The sequence below is a fragment of the Sphingomonas sp. P3_C5 genome (assembly GCF_056402635.1).
Genome location: NZ_JBFUHA010000004.1, coordinates 263,989 through 287,028, shown reverse-complemented (window position 1 = coordinate 287,028; position 23,040 = coordinate 263,989). Strand labels below are relative to the sequence as shown.

The window sequence follows — 23,040 nt, the reverse complement described above, 5'->3', positions numbered from 1 at the left end:
CGGTCCAGAGGCAGACGGCCGCCGCCGACAATGCTGAGCCCATCGGCAAGGGCACAGGAGCTGCGAGCGAACGGCTCGCACTGAGGGTGCGGCCCAGTCCTTTTGGTTCCATCTCGATTTGAGGCGCTCCCTGTCTTCTGTCAGCATGCGCGTTGGCGAAGGTCGATACGCCATCGGGGGTAAAGCGGCATGAAGGACACGCAGGCACGCTACCACGCGTTTCTGAGCTACAGTCACAGCGATGCCACCCGCGCGCGCCGGCTGCGTCCGCCCGCCCAAGCCTACCGCATCCCGAAGTGTCGGTCGCGTGACGGCCGTCACGCTGCTCGCGGCCGTCACGATGATAGCCATGGCGGCGTTGATAGCGCCAGCTCAGCTTGGAGAAGCACTTCGAACGAGAGCAGCGCTAACTATCGACGATCCAAAGTAACTTTCGACGGAATGCACAGTTTGATTCTCTTTTCACCGCCTCGCATCGTAAAAGAAATTTCGGTCAGGCAGCGCGCTGCATTCGCCGAATTGGAAACGGCCCCAATGCAATCCGACGCAAAAATTTAACATGAGCTCAGCCCCATCCTTCAGCCGTCCGCAATTACTGTCGGTCATCGCTCATGCACGCGCGGGCGCACTGGATCGCGCCTGGGCGATGTATAGCGCAATGGAGTCGCCCGATCTCGATCGCGACCCGGCCGCGCTCGCCGTAAAAGGACGGCTTCTCAAGGATCGAGCGCTTCATGCCGAGGGGGAGGGTCGCAGGCGCCTCTACGCCGAAGCGGCCCAGGCCTATCGTCGCGCCGCGGAGCTGGGCGACGCCACCTATCCTCTCATCAACGCGGCCACGCTGTCATTACTCGGCAGCGATGAGGCCGCATCGCGCGCGCTCGCGACGGAAGTCCTCGAGCGCATCGACCGTAATCCCGAAGAGCCGGAGACCCCTTATTATCGCGCGGCAACCCGCGCCGAAGCGCTCTTGCTGCTTGGCAGCGAGGACGAGGCCCGTAGCGCGCTTGCCGAGGCCATAGCGCTCGCGCCGTCCGCGTGGGAAGACCACGCCTCCACGCTGCGCCAATTTGCGATCATCCTGGCATCGCAGGGCCGGGATCCGGCGTGGCTGGACGCGCACCGCCCGCCGCGCTCACTCCATTTCGGCGGCCATATGGCATTTTGTGCACAGCCAGGGCCCACCTCCCTCTCACAAGAGGTCGCGGCGATCCTCGAGGCGGAACGGGTCGGCTTCGGTTACGGAGCGCTTGCCGCCGGGGCCGATATCATCGTCGCGGAGGCACTCATTGATCGCGGGGCGGCACTTCATGTGGTCCTGCCAGGCGGGGTCGAGGAATTCGCGTCGGTCTCGGTCGACCCGCACGGCACTGAATGGCGCCGCCGTTTCGATTCAGTGCTGGCGGCTGCTGAAACGGTGCGCACCGTGGAACCGACACAGAGTCCGCCGGATGAAGCGAGGATCGCGCTTGCCGATGAGATCGCGATGGGCACTGCACTGATCAACGCGCGCCTTCTGGCGAGCGAGGGCGTGCAATTGCTCATTCTCGCCGATGGCGACACGGAACCGGAGAGCGCCTCCGCCCGATCGCGTGAGGCCTGGGCACAAGCCGGACGGCAACACATCGTCTCGGCGCCACGCGATGATATCGGCGTCCTATCGAAGACAGTGCGATCTGCTGTCCACCATCGTGCAGCGGTGCTCGCAATCCGCGTGGACAGTGTGCACGAGGGCGGAACGGCGGACCTGCTGCGCAGGATCAAGACCATGCTCGACCAGTTTCCGATGCCTGAATTTCCACCGAGTTTTACCGGCCAGGTGGTCATCCTCGGCTATCCCGATGTTGCCCGAGCTGCCACGATGGCGACGATGCTGGCCGAGGAGGGTGTCAGTGTCGGTGGTGATTATGGCATTGTCGATAGTGTTGAAGATCCTTTTGCGCACGGACTTCATCCGGTCGGTCGGTCCGCGGACCTCGCCCACGCCGCAGCGACATCGGCACCAGCGGGAACAGCCTGCATAACCGGAGACTTCGCGGCAGCGCTGGCAGTCGCCGCGCCCCACCGATTCCGTTCGGAACAGGTGGGTGAGCTCGCCGCGTCGACGGGAGGGGAACCGATCAGCCTTCTCGCCCTCAAGACGGCAGGCACGGTTTTATAGCACCATCTCTTCAAGCCGGTGCGGTGCGACGACGGTCAGGCCCTCGCCGTCACGGCGGATGATACCGCGCCGTTCAAGCCCATTGATCGCGCGCGATGCAGTCTCGCGTGTCGTCGCCACCCGAAGCGCAAGCTCGGCAATGATCGGTGCCGGGTTGATCGTATGATCAGTGTGACCTCGCGCCTGGCGCAGCACTTCCGCATAAACCCGTCCCACTGCGGAAAGGGCGGTGCGTTCATACATGCGCTCCGTCGTCCGCCGCAGCCGCTGGAGCAACATGCGCGATAAGGCGAGCCCGATACAGCCATATTGCTGGGCAAGAATGGCGAGGTCGCCGGCCTCGAACATCAAGGTCCGTACCTCGTCGACCGCCACGACGTCCGCATCCTGGCGCATCGGATCGACTTCACCCAATATTCCGAACAAATCGCCGGGTTCGAATTCGTGGAGCAGCACAACCTGCCCATCGGCAGCGTAAAGCAGCGCCTGCGCTCGGCCTGCGAGCAAAAGATGAGTCAGAGTCACCCAGTCGCCGCAACGCAATATCATCGCCGTACGCGCAAAGGATCGAAGCCGCCCGCGGCCTACCATCAGGATCGCGACATCAGTCGGGCAAGCGAATACCCGTGCTATGAATGTCCCGGTCTCGTCCTGTTCCACCGCGATATCGCCCACCCCCCAAGAGCTTCGCCCATGTCCTCCGCCTTGACAATCGCATTGCTCGGAAATGGTGGCATCAACTCAGGCTGTTTCAGGCGCTCAACCAGGCCTTGGTGCCGACCTACGTCGCTTACCTCGCCTTGAAGGTCACACCCTTGGCAACCCACTGGTCCTGGGTGTGGCATTCGCGCTTCGGGAGCAGGGAGCCGGTCACGATCGGTTCGCCGGTAACGGTTGTGGACAAGCAATATTTGCGCGCGGGCGGGCTGTCCGCCTGTGCGGCGTCATTCCCATTCACCGCCTTTTCTTCGGCCAAAGCGGGAACAGCACTCGCCGCGAGCATCGCAAAGGCAATCGTGAGAGCCGGGCGGATCAGCGTCGGACGGTCAGACATCTCAAAATCTCCAATACTGGAACAAGCGGAATTGCGGCCCGCAACCATAGCGCTGCATTACCCATGCCAAACACTCGTGCCATAACATATCAATGACTTGGATCTTTGCCATCTCCGCCCGATCCGCAAAAATGGGCAACAGCGCCAATATCCCGCGCAAATGACCAGCGCCGATCGCACCGATGTGTCCGCTTACGAACATCGCGTGTCCGCTATCGCACGTCCCATCATAACCTACATCGCCACGATCCTGGTGCCGATCCGCTCGGCCTCCGCTGCGTCGTGAGTCACCATCAGGATCGGCAGTTTGCGGACGTCGCGGATATGCTCGATCGCCTGCATCACTTCCTCGCGTCGCGCCCGGTCGAGCGATGAGAGCGGCTCGTCGAGCAGAAGAAAGCGCGGATTGCTGAGCAGCGCCCGCCCGATCGCCACCCGGCGCGCCTCGCCGCCCGACAAGGTGCGCGGCCAGCGATCGAGCAGATGGCTGATGCCGAGGAAATCGATCGCCCCATTCGCCGCACCGTCGAGCACCGCGCCCTCGCCAGCGCCGTAGAGCAAATTGGCCCGCACCCGCAGATGCGGGAACAACCGCGGCTCCTGGAAGACATAGCCGGCGCGGCGACGTTCGGGCGCAACATCCACGCCCGTCGCTGCATCGAACAGCGTGTCCCCATCGACACGGACATGCCCGCTATCCGGCGCCAGCAAACCGGCGACCATGTTGAGCACGCTGGTCTTGCCGATCCCCGATGGCCCGAACAGCACCGTCGCGCCCTCACCGCCGGCAAATGCGGCGACGATCTCGACATCGCCGAGCCGCTTCGAGAGCATCACGTCAAAGGACATGGAGCCCCCGCCCCGCCCGCCGCGCGAGCAGCTCGGACGCCACCAGCGCAGCCAGCGACAAGCCAACAGAGATCGCCGAAAGCCGCAACACCATCGCATCGCCATCCGGCTGCTGCAGCGCCGAATAGATGGCGAGCGGCAGCGTCTGGGTCTGCCCCGGCACATTGGAGACAAAGGTGATGGTCGCCCCGAATTCACCGATCGATCGCGCAAAGCCCAGCACCGCGCCTGCCAATATTCCCGGCACGCTCAGCGGCAAGGTGATCGTCCAGAACACGCGCCCGGGCCCTGCCCCGAGCGTGCGCGCGGCGCCCTCGAGCCGCCGGTCGACTGCCTCGATCGACAGCCGCATCGCGCGGACCATCAGCGGCAGCGCCATCACCCCAGCCGCGATCGCCGCCCCGGTCCAGCGGAACAGCACTGACACGCCGAACCAGCTCATCAGCCAGCCGCCGATCGGCCCGCGCGGCCCGAAGGCGATCAACAGGATCCAGCCGGTCACCACCGGCGGCACGACCAAAGGCAGGTGCACCAGCGCATCGACCAGCAACTTCCCCGGAAACCGCGCCCGCGCAAGCAGCCAGGCAAGCGCGAAGGCGATCGGCAGGGTAACGACCATCGCCACAGCGCCGACCTTCAACGACAGCAGGATGATGGTCCATTCGTCAGCGCTGAGCATTGATCGCCCCGCCCAACACGCAACCGTCATCCCGGACTTGTTCCGGGGTCCACCCCTCCACAAGGCGTCGCGCTCGCGATTGGGTGGATGCCGGAACAAGTCCAGCATGACTAGGGCGGGCTGAAAGGGTCACCGCCCCGAAAACCCGAACCGCACAAAGATCGCCCTGCCCTCCCGCGACACCAGGAAGCGCCGGAAAGCCTCCCCCTCCGGATTGGTCGAAGCCTTTAGCCGCGCCACCGGATAGGCGATCGGCGGATAACTCTCCGCCGGAAACACCCCGGCAATCCGCACCTTCGCCGAGGCCTTCGCGTCCGTCGCATAGACGATCCCGAGTGGCGCCGCGCCGCGCTCGACCAGCGCCAGCGCCGCGCGCACATTCTCAGCCCGCACGACATGCGGCGCCACCGCATCCCACACGCCGAGCTTCACCAGGGCCGCCTTGCCATATTTGCCGGCGGGCACGCTCTCGGTGTCCGCCATCGCCAGCGGCCCCGCACCCAGCACCCGCGCCAGTGGCCATGGCCTGAGCGGGATTCTCACCCTGCTCCCGGCGGGCGCAACCACCACCAGCCGGTTGTCCAGAAACGTCACCCGGCTCGCCGGCACGATCAGCCCTTTGGCGGCAAGCGCATCCATCCAGTCCTCATCGGCCGAAACGAACAGATCCGCTTCAGCCCCTGCCTCGACCTGCCGCGCCAATGCCGAGGAAGCGGCGAACGAGATCACCGGCTTCGGATGCCCCTTGCCGGTCCAGGCATCGGCAGCGGCCGTCATCGATTCCTGCAGGCTCGCCGCGGCCAGCACCAGCGGCGCCCGCGCGGGCGCGGCCAGTGCCGGGCTCGTGAAAGCCAGCAATAGCAGCGCCAGCGCGCGCATCATCCGTGCCATCGACTCAAGCCCTCTGGTGAAGCCACCGCCTATACCCTAGTCCGGCCGCCACGCCATTGGTCGGGAGGGGGCAGGTGAACAGATGGATCGGCTGCCTCGCGGTCGCCGCGTCGCTCGGCTGCACCTCCTCAGCGCTCGCGCAGGACGGCAGGCTCGACGTCAGTGGCAGCTTCCGCACGCGCGCCGAAGCAATTGACGGGCAATATCGCGCAAACGCAGCAGCCAACGATGCCGTCCTGCTCTTTCGTCTCGACCTCTCGGCCATTTACACGATCGGCCCGGTGAAGATCGGCGCGGAAATGCTCGATTCGCGCGCCTATTTCGAACCGCGGAACAGCTCGATCGGCAGCAATGAAGTGGACTCGATCGAGCCGGTGCAAGCCTATGTCGCGGCCGATCTCGGGTCGGGGGCGAGCCTGCAGGCGGGACGCTTCACGATGGACCTTGGCTCACGCCGGCTCATCGCCCGACCGGTCAGCCGGAACACCGTCAACTCTTTCACCGGGGTTCGTCTGGACTGGGAATCCCCCGGCGGCGACAAGCTCACCGCCTTCTGGACGATGCCGCAGACGCGGTTGCCCGAGAACCTCGACGGCATTCGCGACAATCGCGCCACCCTCGATCGCGAGCGGGTCGAGCGGCAGGTGTTTGGCGCGTTCGTCAGCAAAACGGGGGTCCTGGGCGGCTCCGCCGAACTCTATGGCTATCGCTTCGTCGAACGCGATGCGCCGGGCTTCGCGACCCGCAACCGACGCTTATGGACCATTGGCGCGCGGCTCGTACGTACGCCGAAAGCGGGCATGGTCGACTATGATGGGGAAGCCGCGTGGCAGAGCGGCACGACGCGGCTCGGCACCAACCCCGCTGATGTGACCGATCACCGGGTATCGGCATGGATGGCGCATGGCGCGATCGGCTGGACCTTCAGACATCGCTGGTCGCCACGGCTGGCGCTGATCGGCGATTATGCGAGCGGCGACGGCCCGCGCTCGGCTTATGGCCGCTTCGACGCGCTGGTGGGGGCGACCAGTTTCGAGTTCGGTCCATCGGGGCTTTACGGCCTGCTGGCCCGATCGAACCTGGCGTCTTTCGCGGTCCGGGGCGAAATCAAGCCGACGTCCCGGCTCGACGCCTATGTCGCGGCGCGTCCGATCTGGCTGGCGAGCGCGACGGACAGCCTGTCCAACTCAGGCGTGCGCGACGTCACTGGCGCGGCAGGGTCGTTTGTCGGCACGCAGATCGACGGCCGGGTCCGCTATTGGCTGGTGCCCAGGCGATTGCAGTTCGGCGCGGGCGTTGCGACCCTGTTCAAGGGCGGCTTCCTCCGCAACGCGCCCAATGCGCCGGCGACCGGCAACACGCATTTCGGCTATCTCGACGCGACGCTGAACTTCTAACCAATATTAAGCCCCTCCCCTTCAGGCTACGGCATTCACACATCGCGCCGCGCTTCTCTTCTCCCTCTCCCAGCGGGAGAGGGAAGGGGCCCGTCACGAAGTGACGGGAAGGGTGAGGGTGACCAGTACGAGCGTCTCGCCCTCAACCTCACCCCGCGCTGCTGCGCAGCTTGCCCCTCTCCTAAGAGGAGAGGGGAAGAGGGGCGCTGTACAATGTGTGAATCTGGTAGCTCTTCAGGGCAGGGGCTTAATATGCCTAAACCTTCACCCGCCCAGTCCGCGCCAGCTTCCCCCAGCCGACCCTCGGCCCCCTGAGCGCCTGCGCGATCGCCTTCAGCACCACATAATACATTACCTGCCGGTAACCGATGCGCTGTGGGATCAGCAGCCACAACAGCCGCCAGTTCTCGCGCCGCTCCAGCGCAAAGGCGACGACTGCGGCGAGCAGGTCGATCGCGGTGAAGACCAGCCAATAGACCAGCATCAGCTCGACATCATGCTGGGTCTGCGCCCAGCCATGCGCCTGCACCGCGATCCAGGTCATCACGAAGCTCAGGATCAGCGCGGTGTCGATGATCGGCGAAATCGCCGCCAGCAGGATCTGGAAGACGATCGCCTGTGGCAGCCCGATCCGCGCCAGCCCGGCCGGCCGACCCTTGATCATCACAATGCGGTGCTTCCACAGGCATTGCAGCGTGCCGTACGCCCAGCGGAACCGCTGCTTGGCAAGGCCGGCAAAGCTCTCCGGCGATTCAGTCCAGGCAATGGCGTACTGGTCATAATGGACCCGCCACCCGGCGCGCTGGATCGCGATCGTCAGGTCCTGGTCCTCGGCCAGCGTGTCGTCGGGATAGCCGCCAACGCTCTGGATCGCCGAAAGCCGCCACGCGCCGACCGCACCCGGTACCACCGTCATCGCATCCAGCCGCGCCAGCGCGCGCCGCTCGAGATTCTGCGCAGTGATATATTCGAGCGCCTGCCATTTGGTGACGAGGTTCACCCGGTTGCCGACCTTGGCATTGCCCGCCACCGCGCCCAGCGACGGATCGACGAACCAGCGCGCCAGCCGCGCGATCGTCACCGGCTCGAACTGCGTATCGGCATCGAGCGCGACGACAATCTCGCCGGTCGCAAGCTTCAGCCCCTCGTTGAGCGCGCGCGCCTTGCCGCCATTCTCCAGCGTCAGCAGCCGCACGCGCGGCTCGTCGGCAAAGGCCTCGCGCACCAGCGCGCTGGTCCGGTCGGCCGAGCCGTCGTCGATCACGATCACCTCGATCCGCACATCGGTGCTGGCAAGCACGCCGTGCACCGCGCGGACGATCACCGTCTCCTCGTTGAACGCCGGAATCATCACCGTCACGAACCGTGTCGGGTCGATGGGCGGGAAGATCGTCCGCCCCTCGCGCCGCGCCTGGACCAGTGCCAGGGCCGAGAGAATAAGGGCGCGGGCAATGCCGATGGTGATCGCGAACAGGAAGATCCAGCCAAGCGCAGTGATGATCGCGCCGATCGCGCCGAAGATGAACAGATCGGTCTCGGCCGCCGCCTGGTCGCTCGCCGAGATCACCGGCATCGCGACGTCGCGCGGAATGCCCGCCAGCACGGACACCGGCACGAACTGATAGCCCTTGGCGCGCAGCTGATCGATGATCTGCGGCAGCGCCTCGACAGTCTGCTGGCGATTGCCGCCGGCGTCGTGGAGCAGCACGATATTATGGCTGCACTGCACGTCGGAAGCGTCGGTACAGGGGGCGGAATTGGTGACGTCGGCAATCGTCGCATCGACGATCGCCTTCACCCCCGGCCGCTTCCAGTCGCCCGGATCGACATGCAGCCCGACGGAGATATAGCCGCGGTTCTGCGCCTGCAGCGCCGGCTCGATTTCATCAGCCGTGGTCGGCTCGGCGTCCCCGAAATAGGGCGCCCGGAACAGCCGGAGCGAGCGGCCGGTAAAGGCCTGGAACAGCCGCTGAGTCGTGTTGAGCTGGAACGCGGTCTCCGCATCCGAGGCGCCCGCCAGGTTGGGATGGGTGTAGGTATGGCTGCCAACCTCATGCCCCTCTCGCACCATGCGCTGGAGCAGGGATCGCTGGGTCAGCGCATTCTCGCCGACGATGAAAAAGGTCGCGGGCACCTTCTCGCGCTTCAATATGTCGAGGATGCGCGGCGTCCAGGTCGGATCGGGGCCGTCATCGAAGGTCAGCGCGACCAGCCCCGGCTTGTAGCCGGATCGCGACACGACATAGGGTGAAGGCAGCCGGGTGAAATCGACTCCGGTGATCAGCCCGTTCCGTCCCGTAACCGCATTGCGCAAGCCGGCAACGGGAACCCCCGTGATCTTCAGGATCTCGCCGAAATGCTCGATATCGACATCAGTGCCTTCGGGGATCGTGTTGATCACCGATGCCGGCGGCAGCGTGCGGTGCGAGCGCCCGAAGATCGTCCACACGCCCGGATCCTCCGACCCGAGCCGCCAGAGCCCCACGCCATTCACTCCGGCGCGGGTGAGGAACTTCATCTGATTATAGACTGAGGCCGCATCGAGCAGCCACACGTCATGGCGGACGCCACCGTCCTCATAGGCGAAGCTGCTGTTGCCGCTCGCGCGGTCGAACACCGGCACCGTCCCTGAATCGCGAGCCGCCTGCCACGCCTCGTCGATCGCGACCGACTGGCCGCCCTTCTTGCCGAACCAGTCGTAACCGTAACTGCCGACAGCAACGGCGATCTTGTCACGCGGCACGCCGCGGATCGCCGTCGCCACTGCTTGCTCGAACCACAGCTGCGATGCGATTGGCCCGGGCGGACCACCCAGCTCATGCTCGTCATAGGCCATCAGGAAAACCCGATCGACGATCGCGGCATAGGCCTTCACGTCATAGCCCGCCTCCGCACCGATCGGTACGGCGATCACGACGATCCAGCCATGCCGGCCGAACCGCGCCTTGGCTTCGCGCAGGAAGGTTCGATAGTCGGCCTGGGCGGACGACGGCAGCTCCTCGAAATCGAAAAACACGCCGCCGGCAGCGTTGGCGGTAAGCCACGGCTCGAGCCGGTCGAGCAATTGCCGCCGGAGCGCCGGGGAATGGAGCAATGTCGCCATGCCGGGCGCATCGAAATTGGCGTTGATGACATTCGATATCATCGGCAGCAGCAGCGGCCGATGCGGCGACCGGTTGATGATCGCCTTGCCTTCGGAGTCCTTGAAAATCGTGATGGTGTGGTTGGGTCCGGTAATCGACATCCAGCCCGGGACCAGCCAGTCGAGCTCGCCGATATTGCGCTTGAGCGAGCTGCCGCTCGACGGGTCCCATGGCGCATGGAAGCCGATCGCAAGCTGCGCATTCTCGCGCACGCCGCGCGGCGGCGCACCGGTGAGCAGCCGGGCAGTGCGCACGATCTCGCGCCGGGTTCGCCTGAGGATCGGCTCATGCGGCGGCGGCAGTTTGACGAGCGCCGGATGCTCGGCATCGACCGGCAGCAGCGGCGGGCTCGGCACCGCGCCGATCGAAACCGCAAGCGCGACCACGGAAAGCAGGGCCAGGACGATAAACGCCCCCACCGCAAAACCAAACCGCCGCCGCCGTCGTCCGGACGCGTCATAGAAAATCGGGGCGAGGCTCATGCGGGCTGCGGTATCCTTCAAATGCTGCGGGAACGCTACCATAGGTCCGCTGCGGCCGGATAGGACAGGCTCATGACAAATACGTCATGCAGCCGTTGCCGCGGCATGCCTCCAATCCGTCATTTTGCCGGGAACATGCGGTAGCGCTTTGGCACAAAAGCCCTTATTCCCACGTCATTGCGCGGGGGGCCAAGCATGATTGTCGGTATTGATCTGGGGACGACCAACAGCGCCGTCGGCATCTGGCGCGACGGAAAAGCGGAGCTGATCCCCAATGCGCTCGGCGATCTGCTCACGCCCTCGGCGGTCAGCATCGGCGACAATGGAGACCTTATCGTCGGCCTGGCCGCACGCGATCGGCAATCGACTCACCCGAAGCTCACCGCAAGCGCCTTCAAGCGCTGGATGGGCACGAAACAGACGATCACGCTCGGCAAACGAACCTTTGGCGCGGAGGATCTGTCCGCGCTGATCCTGGCCAGCCTGAAGGCCGATGCCGAGGCGTTCCTCGGCGAGCCCGTTACCGGCGCGATCATCACGGTGCCGGCCTATTTCAATGACCGCCAGCGCAAGGCGACCCGCCGTGCCGGGGAATTGGCAGGCCTGACGGTCGAGCGACTGGTGAATGAACCGACCGCCGCAGCCCTCGCCTATGGCATCCAGACCCGCGAGGAACGCGAGCCGTTCCTCGTCTTCGATCTCGGCGGCGGCACGTTCGACGTCTCGATCGTCGAGATGTTCGACGGCGTAATCGAGGTGCGCGCCTCGGCCGGCGACAACCGCCTGGGCGGCGAGGACTTCAACGAGGCCATCGTCGAGATCGCCCGGCCGCGTATCGATCCGGAGAACCGGCTGGCCAAGGCCGATGCGCTCAGCTTGCGCGAGTTGTTGCGCGCCGCCGCGGAGCGCTGCCGCCGTGCCCTGAGCGAGGCCGATTCCGCCCCCTTCACCGTCACCTGGGACGGCCAGCAATTCAAGACCATCGTCAGCGCCAGCGAGTTCGAGGCCCAGGCCGCGCCCCTGCTCTCCCGGCTGCGCGATCCGGTGCTGCGGTCGCTCCGCGACAGCGACATCAGGGTGGAATCGCTCAGCTCGGTCGTGCTGGTCGGGGGTGGCACGCGCATGCCGATCGTACGCCGCACGATTACGCGCATGTTCAGCCGCTTCCCCGATGCGGCCGTCCATCCCGATCACGCGGTTGCGCTGGGTGCGGCGGTGCAGGCCGGCCTGAAGGCGCGCGATGCCGCGCTCGACGAGATCCGCCTGACCGATGTCTGCCCCTTCACGCTCGGCGTCGATCACAGCGTGATGGATGCCCGGGGCGTGCGTCGCACCGGGATCTTCTCGCCGATCATCGAACGCAACACGCCGATCCCGGCGAGCCGGGTCAACTATTACACCACCGTCACGGATTATCAGAAGGTGGTGGAGTTCGGCGTCTATCAGGGTGAGGCGCATGAGGTGCGGGGCAATGTGAAGCTCGGCTCCCTGCGCGTGCCGGTGCCGAATGCGCCGGCCGGGCAGGTGCATGTCGAATGCCGGTTCAGCTATGACACCAGCGGCCTGCTCGAGGTCGATGTGCGTGTCCCCGCCTCCGGCCTGGAACGCAACCTGGTGTTGTTCGATGATGACGACGCTCCGGACCAGCCGCAGATTGCGGAGCGCCGTGCGGTGCTGGCCGACCTCAAGCGGCATCCCCGCGAGGACAGCGCCAATATGGCGGTGATGGCGCGCGCAGCACGCTGCTATGAGAGCTTTATCGGCGACCGACGCGACCAGATCGGCCACTGGATCATCGCCTTCGAAGGAGCGCTGGATCGGCAGGAACCGCACGCGATCAACCGGGCGCGCGAGGAGCTGACCGCGGCGCTGAACGAACTCGAGGGCGAGCGCTACCTGTGAGTGCACCCTATTCCGCATGGCGGCGGCTCGGCATCGATCCGACCAAAGAGGTTACGGCGATTCGTTCGGCCTATGCCGCCGCCCTGAAACGCATCGATCCCGATGCTGACCCCGCCGCCTTCGAGGCATTGCGCACGGCGCGAGAGCAGGCACTGGCCTATGCCCGGCGCAAGGACGACGCGCTGGTTGACGATGCGTTGGCTGACGACGCGCCGGCTCCATCGCCCGATCTCCTCATCTCGTCGGGAGAGCAGGTCTTCACCCTCGCCGTGCCGACCCTCCCCGAGGGGACCCCAGCGGGCGATCTGAGTGCGAGTGCGCCGCCCGAGACCGACGGCAATTTCCGTAACGTCGCGCCGCCCGACCCTATCGGTGGCGAGGAACACCTTATCCCGCTGCAGAGCGCGCGCGGCGCGCTGGTTCCACCTGTGCTGGGCACTGCCCCGATATCGTCGACGCTCGAAAGCCGGCCGCTGGTCGCATCCCAGGCACGCGATGCCCATTACCGGGGCCTGCTGGGGCTATTGTTCGGCGAGGAGGGGCGGTTCGAACCCCTGACGGACGAGACCGTCAGGCGCGAACTCGTAACGCACGCCGAAGCATTGCTGCACGATCCGCAAATGGTCGAAATCGCCTTTTATGCCGAGGCGGAGCGATGGTTCGCGCGCATCGTCTCCGCTTCCGCGCCGCGATCCGATCCGATCATGCACCTCGTGCTCGAACAGTTCGGCTGGCTCGCGGATCGCGGCCGGTTCGATCAGCCGGCGGAGGCGGCCGCGGTCGTCGCCCGTTACGACATGCTTGCCTTCCACGCCGCGGTTCAGCGGCCCGATCATCCGCTTCACCGGGCCTGGCGGGAGCTGATCAGGCCGGCAGATGAGCTCAGCCGTCGCGGCCATGTCGATAAAAAGAAGATCCACGAGTTGCTCCTGACGGTGCGTCGCGACCATCCCGCACTCGAACAGGAGTTTGACTGGTACCGCGTGTCGCTGTGGGAAAGCCCGCCGCCCGTATCGAGCCGCGGTGGCATGAACGCCTGGTTCGGCGTTGCCTGGATATTATTCATCCTCGTCGGTCAGTTGAGCCGGTGCAGCAGCACGCCCACGCCATCTCCTCTCGATCCCCCGGCCTTTAGCGGGCTGACCATGAGCGGGCCGACCATGAGTGGACCGATCAGTGTCCCGCCGCCCCCACGGCTCGGCGGCCTGATCAATCCCGATGATGACATCGCCGCAGCCCTGCGCATTGTCGCCGGCGACGCGCTCACGGTCGATACCTTGAAGGAAAAGAACCCGGTGCTTGCCGGAATGCTCGCGACCAACTGGCGGCTGGCCGGTGAATTCGGCGAGGCCCACAGGGCGTTCGTCAGGGAGACGAGCACCCTGTTGCTCGATCGCTATAATCGCGGTTTGGAGCGCGCAAATTATGGGCTGATCGCGGAGGCGCGGAAGCTTGACCTTGACGAGGCCAGAGTCGCGCTGAAGGCCGGCGGCGGCGTCTGCGCCCGGTATTTGCACGAAGGACTGCCCATTCCGTGGTCGGTGCCGTTCATGCAAAGGCGCAACGCGCTGGTCGCCCGGACATTATTGGAGGCCAATGGCGACCCGCTGCGCAAACCCGCCCCTGCCACCTACATGATCCCGGGCGAAGTGATTGAGGATGCTGAAAAGCGCAGCGGCATGTCGCGCGCGCAATTTCTCGGGAGCTTGCGCGCGGGAGCCCCGTCTCAGACCCATTGCCGGGGCCGCATCGCCCTGCTGGAGGCTGCGCTGGCCCTGCCACCAAAGGCCGGGCTCAATCTGCTGCGGGAGATGTGATCGTTTCGGAGAGGCTCTCGCCCGGCCAGCGCTGAACAACCCGCCGCGCCACCTCTCAACCGGCCTTACGCCCCAAAATACTGATTTACTTTAGTTTTAATCCGACCCCGGAACGAGATGCGGGCATGGCGGTTCTTATGGAAGTCGCGACGGCCAGCCGCGATCAGGAGCACCACACCATGGGAGAACCCTATACCATCAAGACAAGCGGCTATCTGGTTTCCACCCTGAGCGTCATCATGCTCGGCATCCCGGCATGGAAGAACGCGTCGACCAATCCGCTGCTGATGCTCTGCCTCGCCGGCGGAATGCTCGCCTCGATGGCGGGCATGGCGCTCCGCTGGTGGTCCTATCGCCTCGAGAAGAGCAAGACCGACACCTCGGCATCGGCGCCGAAGCAGCGGGAGTTTCACCCGCGAATGGCCTCGAGCGGCCAGCCCGCCGCTTCAAGCTCTCTTGTCGGGCAGCGCGTAAGGCGCTGAACCACTGGGCAAGGAAGCCCACCTGTCACACAAAAAAAAGGGGCGGCATCGCTGCCGCCCCTCTCTCTTGTCGTCGATCGCTCGATCAGAAGCGGTAACCGAAGCCAACCAGGCCCTGGTGACGCTCCAGGCCGGTGGTCGAACCGACCCCACCGTCGATGCTGTAATGCGTGTAGACATACTCGACCTTGGCGTAGGTGTGCTCCGAGACGGTGAACTCGTAGCCGGCGCCGAGATGATAGCCGTCAGCATTGTCGCTGACGGAGAAGTTGTTCGCTGACGTCGCGGTGTCGACGAGGGACGCGGTCACGCGGCCATTGGTGTAGCCACCCTTGGCGTAGAGCAGACCACCGGCAACGATACCACCAGCGCGGACGCCAACGGTGATGTTGCGGCCGGCCTTGAGGCAGGCAGTCTGGGTGCCGCCCGTGACGCAATCCTTGGTCGTCGCGCCTTCGATGCCGGCATAGGCGCCGATCACGAAACCGGACTTCGTTGCATAGTCGTAGCCGAGCTCGGTGCCATAGACGAAGCCGACCTTCGAGTCGCTGCCGCCACCGGCCTTCAGCACGACGTCATCAACGCCGGCGCGTGCTTCGATGCGGGCGCCGCCCTTGAAGCCCGACGAATCGTCCTGCGCCATCGCAGGGGTTGCGATCACAAGAGCTGCGACCGAGGCGAAAAGAAGCTTGGTATTCACGGTAATTTCCTCACGAAACAGGCCGCTTCCATCGGCGGCGGGAGGTGCCCTCTACAGGGAAACGCTGGCGTAACAATCTGAACTTTTCTGATATGTGATTGCAGCGCAATGATTTGTGCGTTTGTGTTGCAGCGCAGCAACACTGTTGCAGCTCGCTAATCCCGGGTGCGAGCCCCCACTGGCAGAGCCCGATGATCAGCGAAGCCGGCAGTCTTGCCGCATCTCCCCATCACCGATTCCGGGCGCTCCAGCGAGGCGCTGAATCGGACTGCCGGCGAACGATTACATGGTCCAGGACGAGCTGCTTTGGTGGCCCGGCCATCTGCCGGCCGGCCATGATCTCGCCGACCAGAAGCTCGAGCGAGGCGCGCGACATGTCGTCCATCGGCTGGCGCACGGTCGTCAGTTCCGGCCAGATGGTGGTCGCCAGCGGGGCATCGTCGAACCCGCATACCGAGAGATCACCGGGTACATCGAGGCGGTGCTGATGCGCGACCGCGACCGCCGCCGCCGCCATATCGTCATTGCTCGCGAAAATGGCCGTGGGCGGCCGGCTCTGGCTCAGGATTCGCTCAGCTGCATCGAGTCCCGATCGATAGGTGAACAGCCCCTGCGCGATCAGATCGTCATCCCGTTCGATCCCGGCTTCAGCCAGTGCGAGCAGATACCCCTCCAGTCGCCGCCCGGTGGCGCGGTGGCGCGGATCGCCGAGGATGAAGGCGATGCGGCCATGCCCCAGCGCAATCAGATGCCGGGTCATCTCACGCGCGGCCTGCAGGTCGTCGATGGTGACGCTGGACGTCTCGCGCTCGGTACGGCCGGTCGCGACGGCAACCACCTGGATCTCCGCCGCGGCGAGAGCACCGAGCATCTCCGGAGAGTCGCATAGTGGCGGGAGAAGAATCACCCCGTCGGTGTCCGTGTCGACCAGGTCTTCGACGAATTCCTCGACCGCGACCGCATCCTCGAAAGCCTGGAAATCGAGATGGACATGGTGACGACGGGCCTCGAGCAGGCTGTTGATGAGGAAGCCCGACAAATGCGACGATCTCGGCTGGCTGTAGAGCAGGACGACGCGGATCTCCTCGCCCGGCGGAAACCTGCGCCGCACGGTGCGCCGCGAATATTTGAGCGCCGCCATCGCACGCTCGACCTTTTGCCTGGTCGCGCGCGAGACCTTCCCGTCGCCCTTGATCGTACGCGACACAGTCATGACGGACACCTGTGCATGGTCCGCCACATCCTGGAGAGTCGGTCCACCGCGCGGCTGGCGGGGCGCTCTCACCATATCGGGGACCTTGAACACTGCACCAGGTACGACCCTTTCAGTCTCACTGCGGCTAGGTGGACGCAAACCATATTGAGCACAACCTCGTCGCGGCTATGGCCGGGACCCAGTGGCGCGCCGCCGATCTGAAAGCCGGAACGGAAAACCGGCCCGGCGCCAGGGCAGAACGCATCTGAATCTCAATACCATTTCACCCGGATGGCACCGAACAGCCTCGCCCTGGGACCTCCCACTAACGCTTGACATTAATCGGACACCACAATAACATCCTTTGGTAGCGCTACCATAAGGAGCGCTCGACCGGCCATCCGAACGATAAGCGGAGGCCCTGATGGGAGGGGAAACAAGATGTCTTACGACCGCAGCAATTCCGTTCGCGCCGCGTTGCTCGCGGCGGCCTCATTGTCCGCCATGACGTTCGCTACCCCGGCAATGGCGCAGTCGACGCCGGCGTCCGGAGCGCCGGCAGCAGCGCAGGACCAGGCCGCAACGAACCAGGGGCTCGATGCCGGGGATGACATCATCGTCACCGGCTACCGCGCCAGCCTCAACAGCTCGACTCAGGCGAAGAAGAATTCGACCGGCTTTTCGGATTCGATCTATGCCGAGGACATCGGCAAATTCCCCGACACCAACATCGCTGAATCGCTGAACCGCGTTCCCGGCGTGACGATCAGCCGCGACATCACCGGTGAGGGCCAGCAGATCGCGATCCGCGGCCTCGGCACCAACTTCACCCGCGTGCTGCTCAACAACGCGCCGATCGCCGTTGCCTCGACCGGCCGCGACGGTGCGCAAAGCACCAACCGCGAAGTCGATCTCGACGTGTTCCCGACCGAGCTCTTCACCAGCCTGACGGTGAACAAGAGCGCGGTGCCCGACACGCTCGAAGGCGGCGTCGCCGGCACGGTGAATCTGCGCAGCGCGCGGCCGTTCGACAAGCCGGGCACGCACGTCACCTGGTCGGGCCAGATGACCAATATCAGCAATGCCGGCAAATGGGGCTATCGCGGCTCGGTGCTCGCCAGCATGACGTCGGGCAATTTCGGCGCGCTGGTCGGCTTTGCCGGGGTGCGCAACCAGGTCAATGTCAACGGCTATGAAACCGTGGGGCTGACGAACGCCAATCTGAGTGCCGCCCAGTTCGGCGCGGCGACCGGCGCGAACGCGACCGGCGGCGGCAACTTCACCATCCCCTCCACCGTGCCCGCCAATGCCGGCATTCCAGGCGTCGCGACCGGTACGGTGATCGACAACGCCTTTTTGCTCGCCCACAATCCGGGCGCCAATATCGGCCAGATCGACAATGGCCTGCTCCCGCGCCTCGGCCGTCCGGTCACTGAATATGGCACCAAGGACCGGATCAGCCTGATCGGCAGCCTCGAATACAAGGGCGACAACTTCCACGCCTATGTCGACGGCATGTATTCGAAGAAGTCGAACGATCTCCGGCGTATCGACATGAACTGGGTCGGCCGCAACGGCGCGATCATTCCGATCAACACGCAATATGACAAAAGCGATTGCAGCAATGGCTGCACGGTCACCAAGGGCACCTATTACAACGCTCAGTTCTTCCTCGAATATCGGCCGTTCATCGAACACACCACCTATTGGGGCGTGAATCCCGGCTTCGAATGGAAGGTTGCCGACGAGCTGAAGCTGAACGTCAACGCGAACTATACCCAGAGCAAGTTCCACCGCGAGGTACCGAGCGTCCTCGTCATCACGCCGGCCAGCTCCGGCGTCACCGTCAATTTCGACAATAGCGCCGGCGGCATTCCCAAGATCGCGACCAATGTCGATCTGAACAACCCCGCCAGCTTCGGCTGGCCGGGCGCGCGCGTGAACATCCAGGACGAATATCGCACCACCAAGACCAAGGGCGTTCGAGGCGACCTGCAATGGGGTGGCGAGAAGCTGAACCTCAGGGTCGGCGCCGCCTGGGACGATGTCTCCCGCTCGATCACCGCGACCGACAACAGCCAGGCGTGGCAGAACGCGGTATGCGGCGACAATCCGAGCATCTTCCTGCCCGGCCCGAACACCCAGCCGCCCTGCCAGGGCCTGAACACACCGACGCCCGGCGCCGGCTACCCGACCTATCCGGCGCTCGGCACCGGCTTCTCCGCCGGATCGCAACCGCTGACCTATGGCGGCTCGCTGATCCCGGCCAGCGCGCTGGGGTCCTATCTGCAGCCCGGCCCGCTCGGCTTCATCACGGTAGACTGGGACAAGTTCAAACAGGCGTCCCACTATGACGCCTTCCACGCGGCATCGCCGCCATCGACCGGGTCGAACACAGGCGCTTCGGGCGGCTTTGTCGAGGAGAAGACGCTCGGCTTCTATGGCGAGGTGAATGGCGATGTGCCGGTCGGCGACAACCGGCTCACCTTCAACGCCGGCCTGCGCTGGGTCCATACCGACCAGCAGATCGGCGGCTATGTCTCGCTCACGGATCCGCGCAATGCGCAGGATCCGGACGGGGCCGGGCCGCTGCCGGCCGCCTGCCCCGGCGGCGGCGCCAATCTGCGGGACGGCTCCTGCTATCCCAACATCCTGAACTTCGTTTATACCCAGTCGAAGTACAGCAACTGGCTGCCTTCCGCCTCGGCCGCCTTCCATATCGGCAGCAATACGGTGCTGCGGGCGGCGGTGTCGCGCACCATGACCCGCCCGAACCCCTCCTCAATGCTGCCGGGCCTCAACTTCTCGAGCCCGTCGGCTGATGTGGGCAGCGTCGGCAACCCGTCGCTTGCCCCCTTCCTCTCGACCAATTTCGATTTCGGCGCTGAATATTATACCGGGCACGAAGGCTATGTCGGCATTGCGGCCTTCCGCAAGGCGGTCACCGGCTTCACCGTGAACGGCAGCGTCACCCAGCCCTTCTCTGCCCTCGCCGCTTACGGCGTGACCTACGGCAACCTCTCGCCAACCCAGCAGGCCGCAATCGACTCGCGCGGCGGCCCGAACACGGCGACCGTGGTGCTGACTCAACAGGTCAATGCCAGCGGCACGCTGATCGTCAACGGGCTCGAGGGCAATTGGGTGCAGCCGCTCGATTTCCTGCTTGGCCGTTATCTCGGGCTCAACGGCTTCGGCTTCACCGCGAACATCACGCTGATCAGCCAGACCGGTTCTGGTGCGGCGCCCGCCGTGGCCACCGGTGTCGCGCCGGTGACCTATAACCTGACCGCTTATTATGAGCGCGGCGGCGTGTCCGCGCGCCTGTCGACGACCTTCACCAAGGGCAATGTGGCGTCCGGGCTCAACCAGAACGGCATCCCGAACGCGGCGCTGTACAACGCGAATTACCAGCAATGGGATTTCGGCGGGTCGCTCGATCTGGCGAAGATCTTCGACTCGCAGCATCTGCCGCAACTGACGCTGGACGTTCAGAACATCTTCAAGGCGCGCCAGATCAGCTACTTCCAGTTCCCGAACGCGACCTTCTCGAACTTCAATCCCGGCCGTCAGATCATGGTGGGCTTGCGCGGCCGGTTCTGATCCTCATCCGCAATCGCATGCGGTGTCTCAAGGGGTCGGCCATTGGCCGGCCCTTTTTTTTTTGGCGAGCCGCTGAGGCCTGGGGTGCTTTCCCACCTCTGCAAGCCGTTGACGGAACAGCATTAAGTGGAGTGTCACCGGACTTCCCATCGGAATTCCGGATTCCAAATCCAGATACCGGCTCAGTCGGATTGGGCGACGTAGGCCACTGTCAGCGACATGTGCAGTACCGTTGCCGCGCTAGGGTCGCCGCCATCTTGGTCAAACAGCATCGTCCACTGGGTATAGGGCGTCGGCGTCATATAAACCGCAGTCGGGATTTGCCACGGAATATAGGTTTTGCCGGTGGCAAAATGATAGCCGTATTCGCCGATCAGCGGTGTGCTGAAGAAGCTATAGGCTGCGCCTGGGCCAAAGCCGTTCTGATACGTGCCAGACGTTGCCACCGAGGCGATGACATTGCCCTTCTCATTCGCCACCACGCCATCAATGGTGAATCCAATATCGGTAATCCAGATCGCGACATCGCCACTGTTCGGTAGCACGCCGGCGAGCTGTGCATCGCCGATGGGGATGCTCCAGGTCAGCATCGCGTCGCTGCTATCGGTCGCCGGAGTCAGCAGCGCCACATCGCTGCCCGACGGCACCAGCGTCGTCGTGTCGCCTGGACGGCGGATCAGGAAGTCGAAGGAGATGTCGACATTGGTATTGGGCAGTATGACGTGCTGGCCATCACCCGCCGTGCCCAGCAACTGCGCCACCCAGATCGCAACGCTCGCAAAGGCATCCTGCATCTGCGCCGATGTCATGCTCAGTGTGATCGCCACCGGCGGATCGATCAGGTTCACATAGAAATACGACGCCCGGTAATAGGTCCAGGCGACATAGATAGAGCGCTTCAACGCATCGGCGCGCGCCTGAAGGATCGTCCGCAGAATCGCGAGCTTCTGCTCGTCACTGGTCGCCTGCGCTTCCTCAGCCTGCCACAGCGCGACGACGTTCTGCGCCGCGGCGATTTGCGCCTTCACCACCGTCGTCTGCGCCATCTGGCTCGAATAGGCGGCGAACTTCCCGTCGATCGCCTTGCCGTAACCCGCCAGGATCTGCAGGCTGGCGGCGTAGACATTGGCTGCGTCCTGCGCCGCGCCGGCATTGCTGCCGCTGCCGATCGATTCCTTGACCGAGGTCAGAACGGCATTCGCCGAGATGACATAATTGTCCCAGGCCAGGCCGGGATCGATCGCCACAACAGCGAGCGAGGGCGGCAGCGGATCGCCGCCGGCACCGTCCTGCGATTGTGCCCACAGGATCGTGGCCGCCTCGAACGCGGTCATCAGCGCGAGCTGCATCTGCATCAACTGCTGGGCCTGCTGCACCAGTGACGCGCCGCCCGGCGGGGTCATCGCCAGATCATTGATCACGGCGAGAGCGGACGTCACCCCACCGGCCAGCGCATCCATACCGTCCTTGACCGATCCGACATCGCCCTCGCTCCCCTTCGCCACCGCGACACCGAGCGAAATCACCGACATCACCGTGCTGATCGTATCCTGGAGAAAATCGGCCAGCTCCATCAGCGAGACAGCGGCGGCGAGCGACTGATAATCGGTATTGGCCTGATCGGCCTGCAGCACGAACGCCGATCGTAGCGCGATGATGTTCTTGTACAGTGTCGCGACATTACCCTGCAAATTGCTCAGCTGCAGTTGGAGCGGCGCGATCTCGTCGCCTGAGGTCGCCGCCAGCGTGCCGCTTACCGAGGCGATGGCGGCCGCGATATCGCTTTCGACAGCCAGTGTGTTGAGCCCGGCCTCGTAATTGGCCAGCGCGGCGATCAGGCCCTGAATCTGCCCTTCATACATCGCGCTTGACAGCACCGGCACGAAGAAGCCGCCCGGCGCGACGTTGAGCGTGACGAGCAGCGCGCCAGCCTGATTGTAGAGCTCCAGGAAATCGCTCGAAATGGTCGCGCCGTCCAGGCCCATCACGCCGACGCACCCGACGATCCAGCTGAACATTGCCTGCGCCAGCGCGCGATCGGCAAGGGCGGTCGAGTCCATCAGCGCGACTGCGGCGGCGTAGCTCGATTGCAGGCTTGCCAGCGCCCAGGGCAGCGCAACCAGATCCTGCGCAAACAACGGCGCGCTCGTGACCAGCGGCGTAGCCCCGCTGGTCGGCGTGATCGTGAACGCCAGAGCCTGTAGCGGCGAAAGGCCGAGCGGGATCGCCTGTGGCTGCTGGTCCTTCCATGCCGGCACCTGCGCGATGCGCGGCGCGGGGGTCACCGACGATCCGATCAGCAGCTCCACCGCGCCCTGCTGCCCGGCCGGAGGCGCGACGCCGAGCGGCGCCGTGCCGAGCGGGGACAGATCAAGACTGCGCGCGACGATGATCAGCCCTTGCGTCGTCACCAGCGGCACGTCGACGGTCAGGGTGTCGGCATAGATGGTGATGCTGAAATCCTCGCGGCCCCCGGCGGCGGCAAGCACCGCCGACAGCGCGACCTGCAAGCCTGAAAACACGATCGTCGCCTGCCCGGTGACCGGGTCGACTCCGTCGGTCAGGCTGGTGAAAGGCGCCGCCTGCGCATTGAGACTGGGCCAGTCGACCATCGCATCTCTCCCATTGCGCGCGGACACGATCTTTCCCCGGTCCGGCGCCGCGCAGCCGGACCGGGGATCCTTATTG

At 64.9% G+C, this 23,040-nt stretch carries 15 protein-coding genes; 6 read left to right on the top strand and 9 right to left on the bottom strand.

Annotation, left to right across the window (positions count from 1 at the left end; translation table 11 throughout):
• Positions 1–559 precede the first annotated feature (559 nt).
• Positions 560–2,161 carry a tetratricopeptide repeat-containing protein gene (locus tag AC1DVS_RS12460; protein ID WP_478023417.1) on the top strand — a complete coding sequence of 534 codons (1,602 nt, stop codon included), beginning with the start codon at positions 560–562 and terminating at the stop codon, positions 2,159–2,161.
• On the opposite strand, the gene AC1DVS_RS12455 is transcribed toward AC1DVS_RS12460, so the two are convergent.
• The 5 genes from AC1DVS_RS12455 to modA all read right to left on the bottom strand — a co-directional run bounded on the left by AC1DVS_RS12455 (position 2,156) and on the right by modA (position 5,625).
• Entirely contained in the window at positions 2,156–2,836 is a 681-nt protein-coding gene (locus AC1DVS_RS12455) for a Crp/Fnr family transcriptional regulator (protein ID WP_478023416.1), read from the bottom strand. The two genes, AC1DVS_RS12460 and AC1DVS_RS12455, sit on opposite strands and share 6 nt — an antisense overlap.
• A gap of 115 nt (positions 2,837–2,951) precedes the next feature.
• Positions 2,952–3,215 (bottom strand): hypothetical protein, encoded by a 264-nt coding sequence (locus AC1DVS_RS12450; RefSeq protein WP_478023414.1) that lies wholly within the window; start codon positions 3,213–3,215, stop codon positions 2,952–2,954.
• A gap of 234 nt (positions 3,216–3,449) precedes the next feature.
• On the bottom strand, positions 3,450–4,064 hold the full coding sequence (locus tag AC1DVS_RS12445; RefSeq protein ID WP_478023413.1) for an ATP-binding cassette domain-containing protein: 615 nt from the start codon (positions 4,062–4,064) through the stop codon (positions 3,450–3,452).
• Complete coding sequence (gene modB / locus AC1DVS_RS12440) at positions 4,054–4,743, bottom strand: molybdate ABC transporter permease subunit (RefSeq protein WP_478023411.1); 690 nt, start codon at positions 4,741–4,743, stop codon at positions 4,054–4,056. Before modB ends, AC1DVS_RS12445 begins: the two co-directional genes overlap by 11 nt.
• Positions 4,744–4,872: 129 nt before the next feature.
• Positions 4,873–5,625: a molybdate ABC transporter substrate-binding protein gene (gene modA / locus AC1DVS_RS12435; protein WP_478023747.1), complete on the bottom strand. Its 753-nt coding sequence runs from the start codon at positions 5,623–5,625 to the stop codon at positions 4,873–4,875.
• An 83-nt stretch (positions 5,626–5,708) separates the two neighbouring features.
• Here modA and AC1DVS_RS12430 point away from each other — a divergent pair, with 83 nt between their 5' ends.
• Positions 5,709–7,031 carry an alginate export family protein gene (locus tag AC1DVS_RS12430; protein WP_478023409.1) on the top strand — a complete coding sequence of 441 codons (1,323 nt, stop codon included), beginning with the start codon at positions 5,709–5,711 and terminating at the stop codon, positions 7,029–7,031.
• Positions 7,032–7,287: 256 nt separating this feature from the next.
• Here AC1DVS_RS12430 and AC1DVS_RS12425 read toward each other — a convergent pair whose 3' ends face one another.
• On the bottom strand, positions 7,288–10,656 hold the full coding sequence (locus AC1DVS_RS12425; protein WP_478023407.1) for a trifunctional glycoside hydrolase family 18/polysaccharide deacetylase/glycosyltransferase family 2 protein: 3,369 nt from the start codon (positions 10,654–10,656) through the stop codon (positions 7,288–7,290).
• A 195-nt stretch (positions 10,657–10,851) separates the two neighbouring features.
• Here AC1DVS_RS12425 and AC1DVS_RS12420 point away from each other — a divergent pair, with 195 nt between their 5' ends.
• The 3 genes from AC1DVS_RS12420 (at position 10,852) to AC1DVS_RS12410 (ending at position 14,857) form a co-directional block, all read left to right on the top strand.
• Positions 10,852–12,558 (top strand): Hsp70 family protein, encoded by a 1,707-nt coding sequence (locus tag AC1DVS_RS12420; protein WP_478023405.1) that lies wholly within the window; start codon positions 10,852–10,854, stop codon positions 12,556–12,558.
• A complete protein-coding gene (locus AC1DVS_RS12415; RefSeq protein ID WP_478023403.1) occupies positions 12,555–14,375 on the top strand; it encodes a hypothetical protein in 1,821 nt (606 codons plus the stop codon). Before AC1DVS_RS12420 ends, AC1DVS_RS12415 begins: the two co-directional genes overlap by 4 nt.
• Before the next feature lie 125 nt (positions 14,376–14,500).
• Entirely contained in the window at positions 14,501–14,857 is a 357-nt protein-coding gene (locus AC1DVS_RS12410) for a hypothetical protein (protein ID WP_478023401.1), read from the top strand.
• Positions 14,858–14,942: 85 nt separating this feature from the next.
• On the opposite strand, the gene AC1DVS_RS12405 is transcribed toward AC1DVS_RS12410, so the two are convergent.
• Both AC1DVS_RS12405 and AC1DVS_RS12400 read right to left on the bottom strand, forming a co-directional pair.
• On the bottom strand, positions 14,943–15,557 hold the full coding sequence (locus tag AC1DVS_RS12405) for an outer membrane protein (protein ID WP_478023399.1): 615 nt from the start codon (positions 15,555–15,557) through the stop codon (positions 14,943–14,945).
• 229 nt (positions 15,558–15,786) lie between these two features.
• The gene (locus AC1DVS_RS12400) at positions 15,787–16,845 is read right to left on the bottom strand and encodes a LacI family DNA-binding transcriptional regulator (RefSeq protein ID WP_478023397.1); all 1,059 of its coding nucleotides are present in this window, start codon (positions 16,843–16,845) and stop codon (positions 15,787–15,789) included.
• A gap of 348 nt (positions 16,846–17,193) precedes the next feature.
• Between AC1DVS_RS12400 and AC1DVS_RS12395 the strand changes: the two genes are divergently transcribed.
• Positions 17,194–20,352, top strand: a complete 3,159-nt coding sequence (locus tag AC1DVS_RS12395) for a TonB-dependent receptor (protein ID WP_478023395.1) — start codon at positions 17,194–17,196, stop codon at positions 20,350–20,352.
• Positions 20,353–20,534: 182 nt separating this feature from the next.
• Here AC1DVS_RS12395 and AC1DVS_RS12390 read toward each other — a convergent pair whose 3' ends face one another.
• A complete protein-coding gene (locus AC1DVS_RS12390) occupies positions 20,535–22,964 on the bottom strand; it encodes a hypothetical protein (protein WP_478023393.1) in 2,430 nt (809 codons plus the stop codon).
• Positions 22,965–23,040 lie beyond the last annotated feature (76 nt).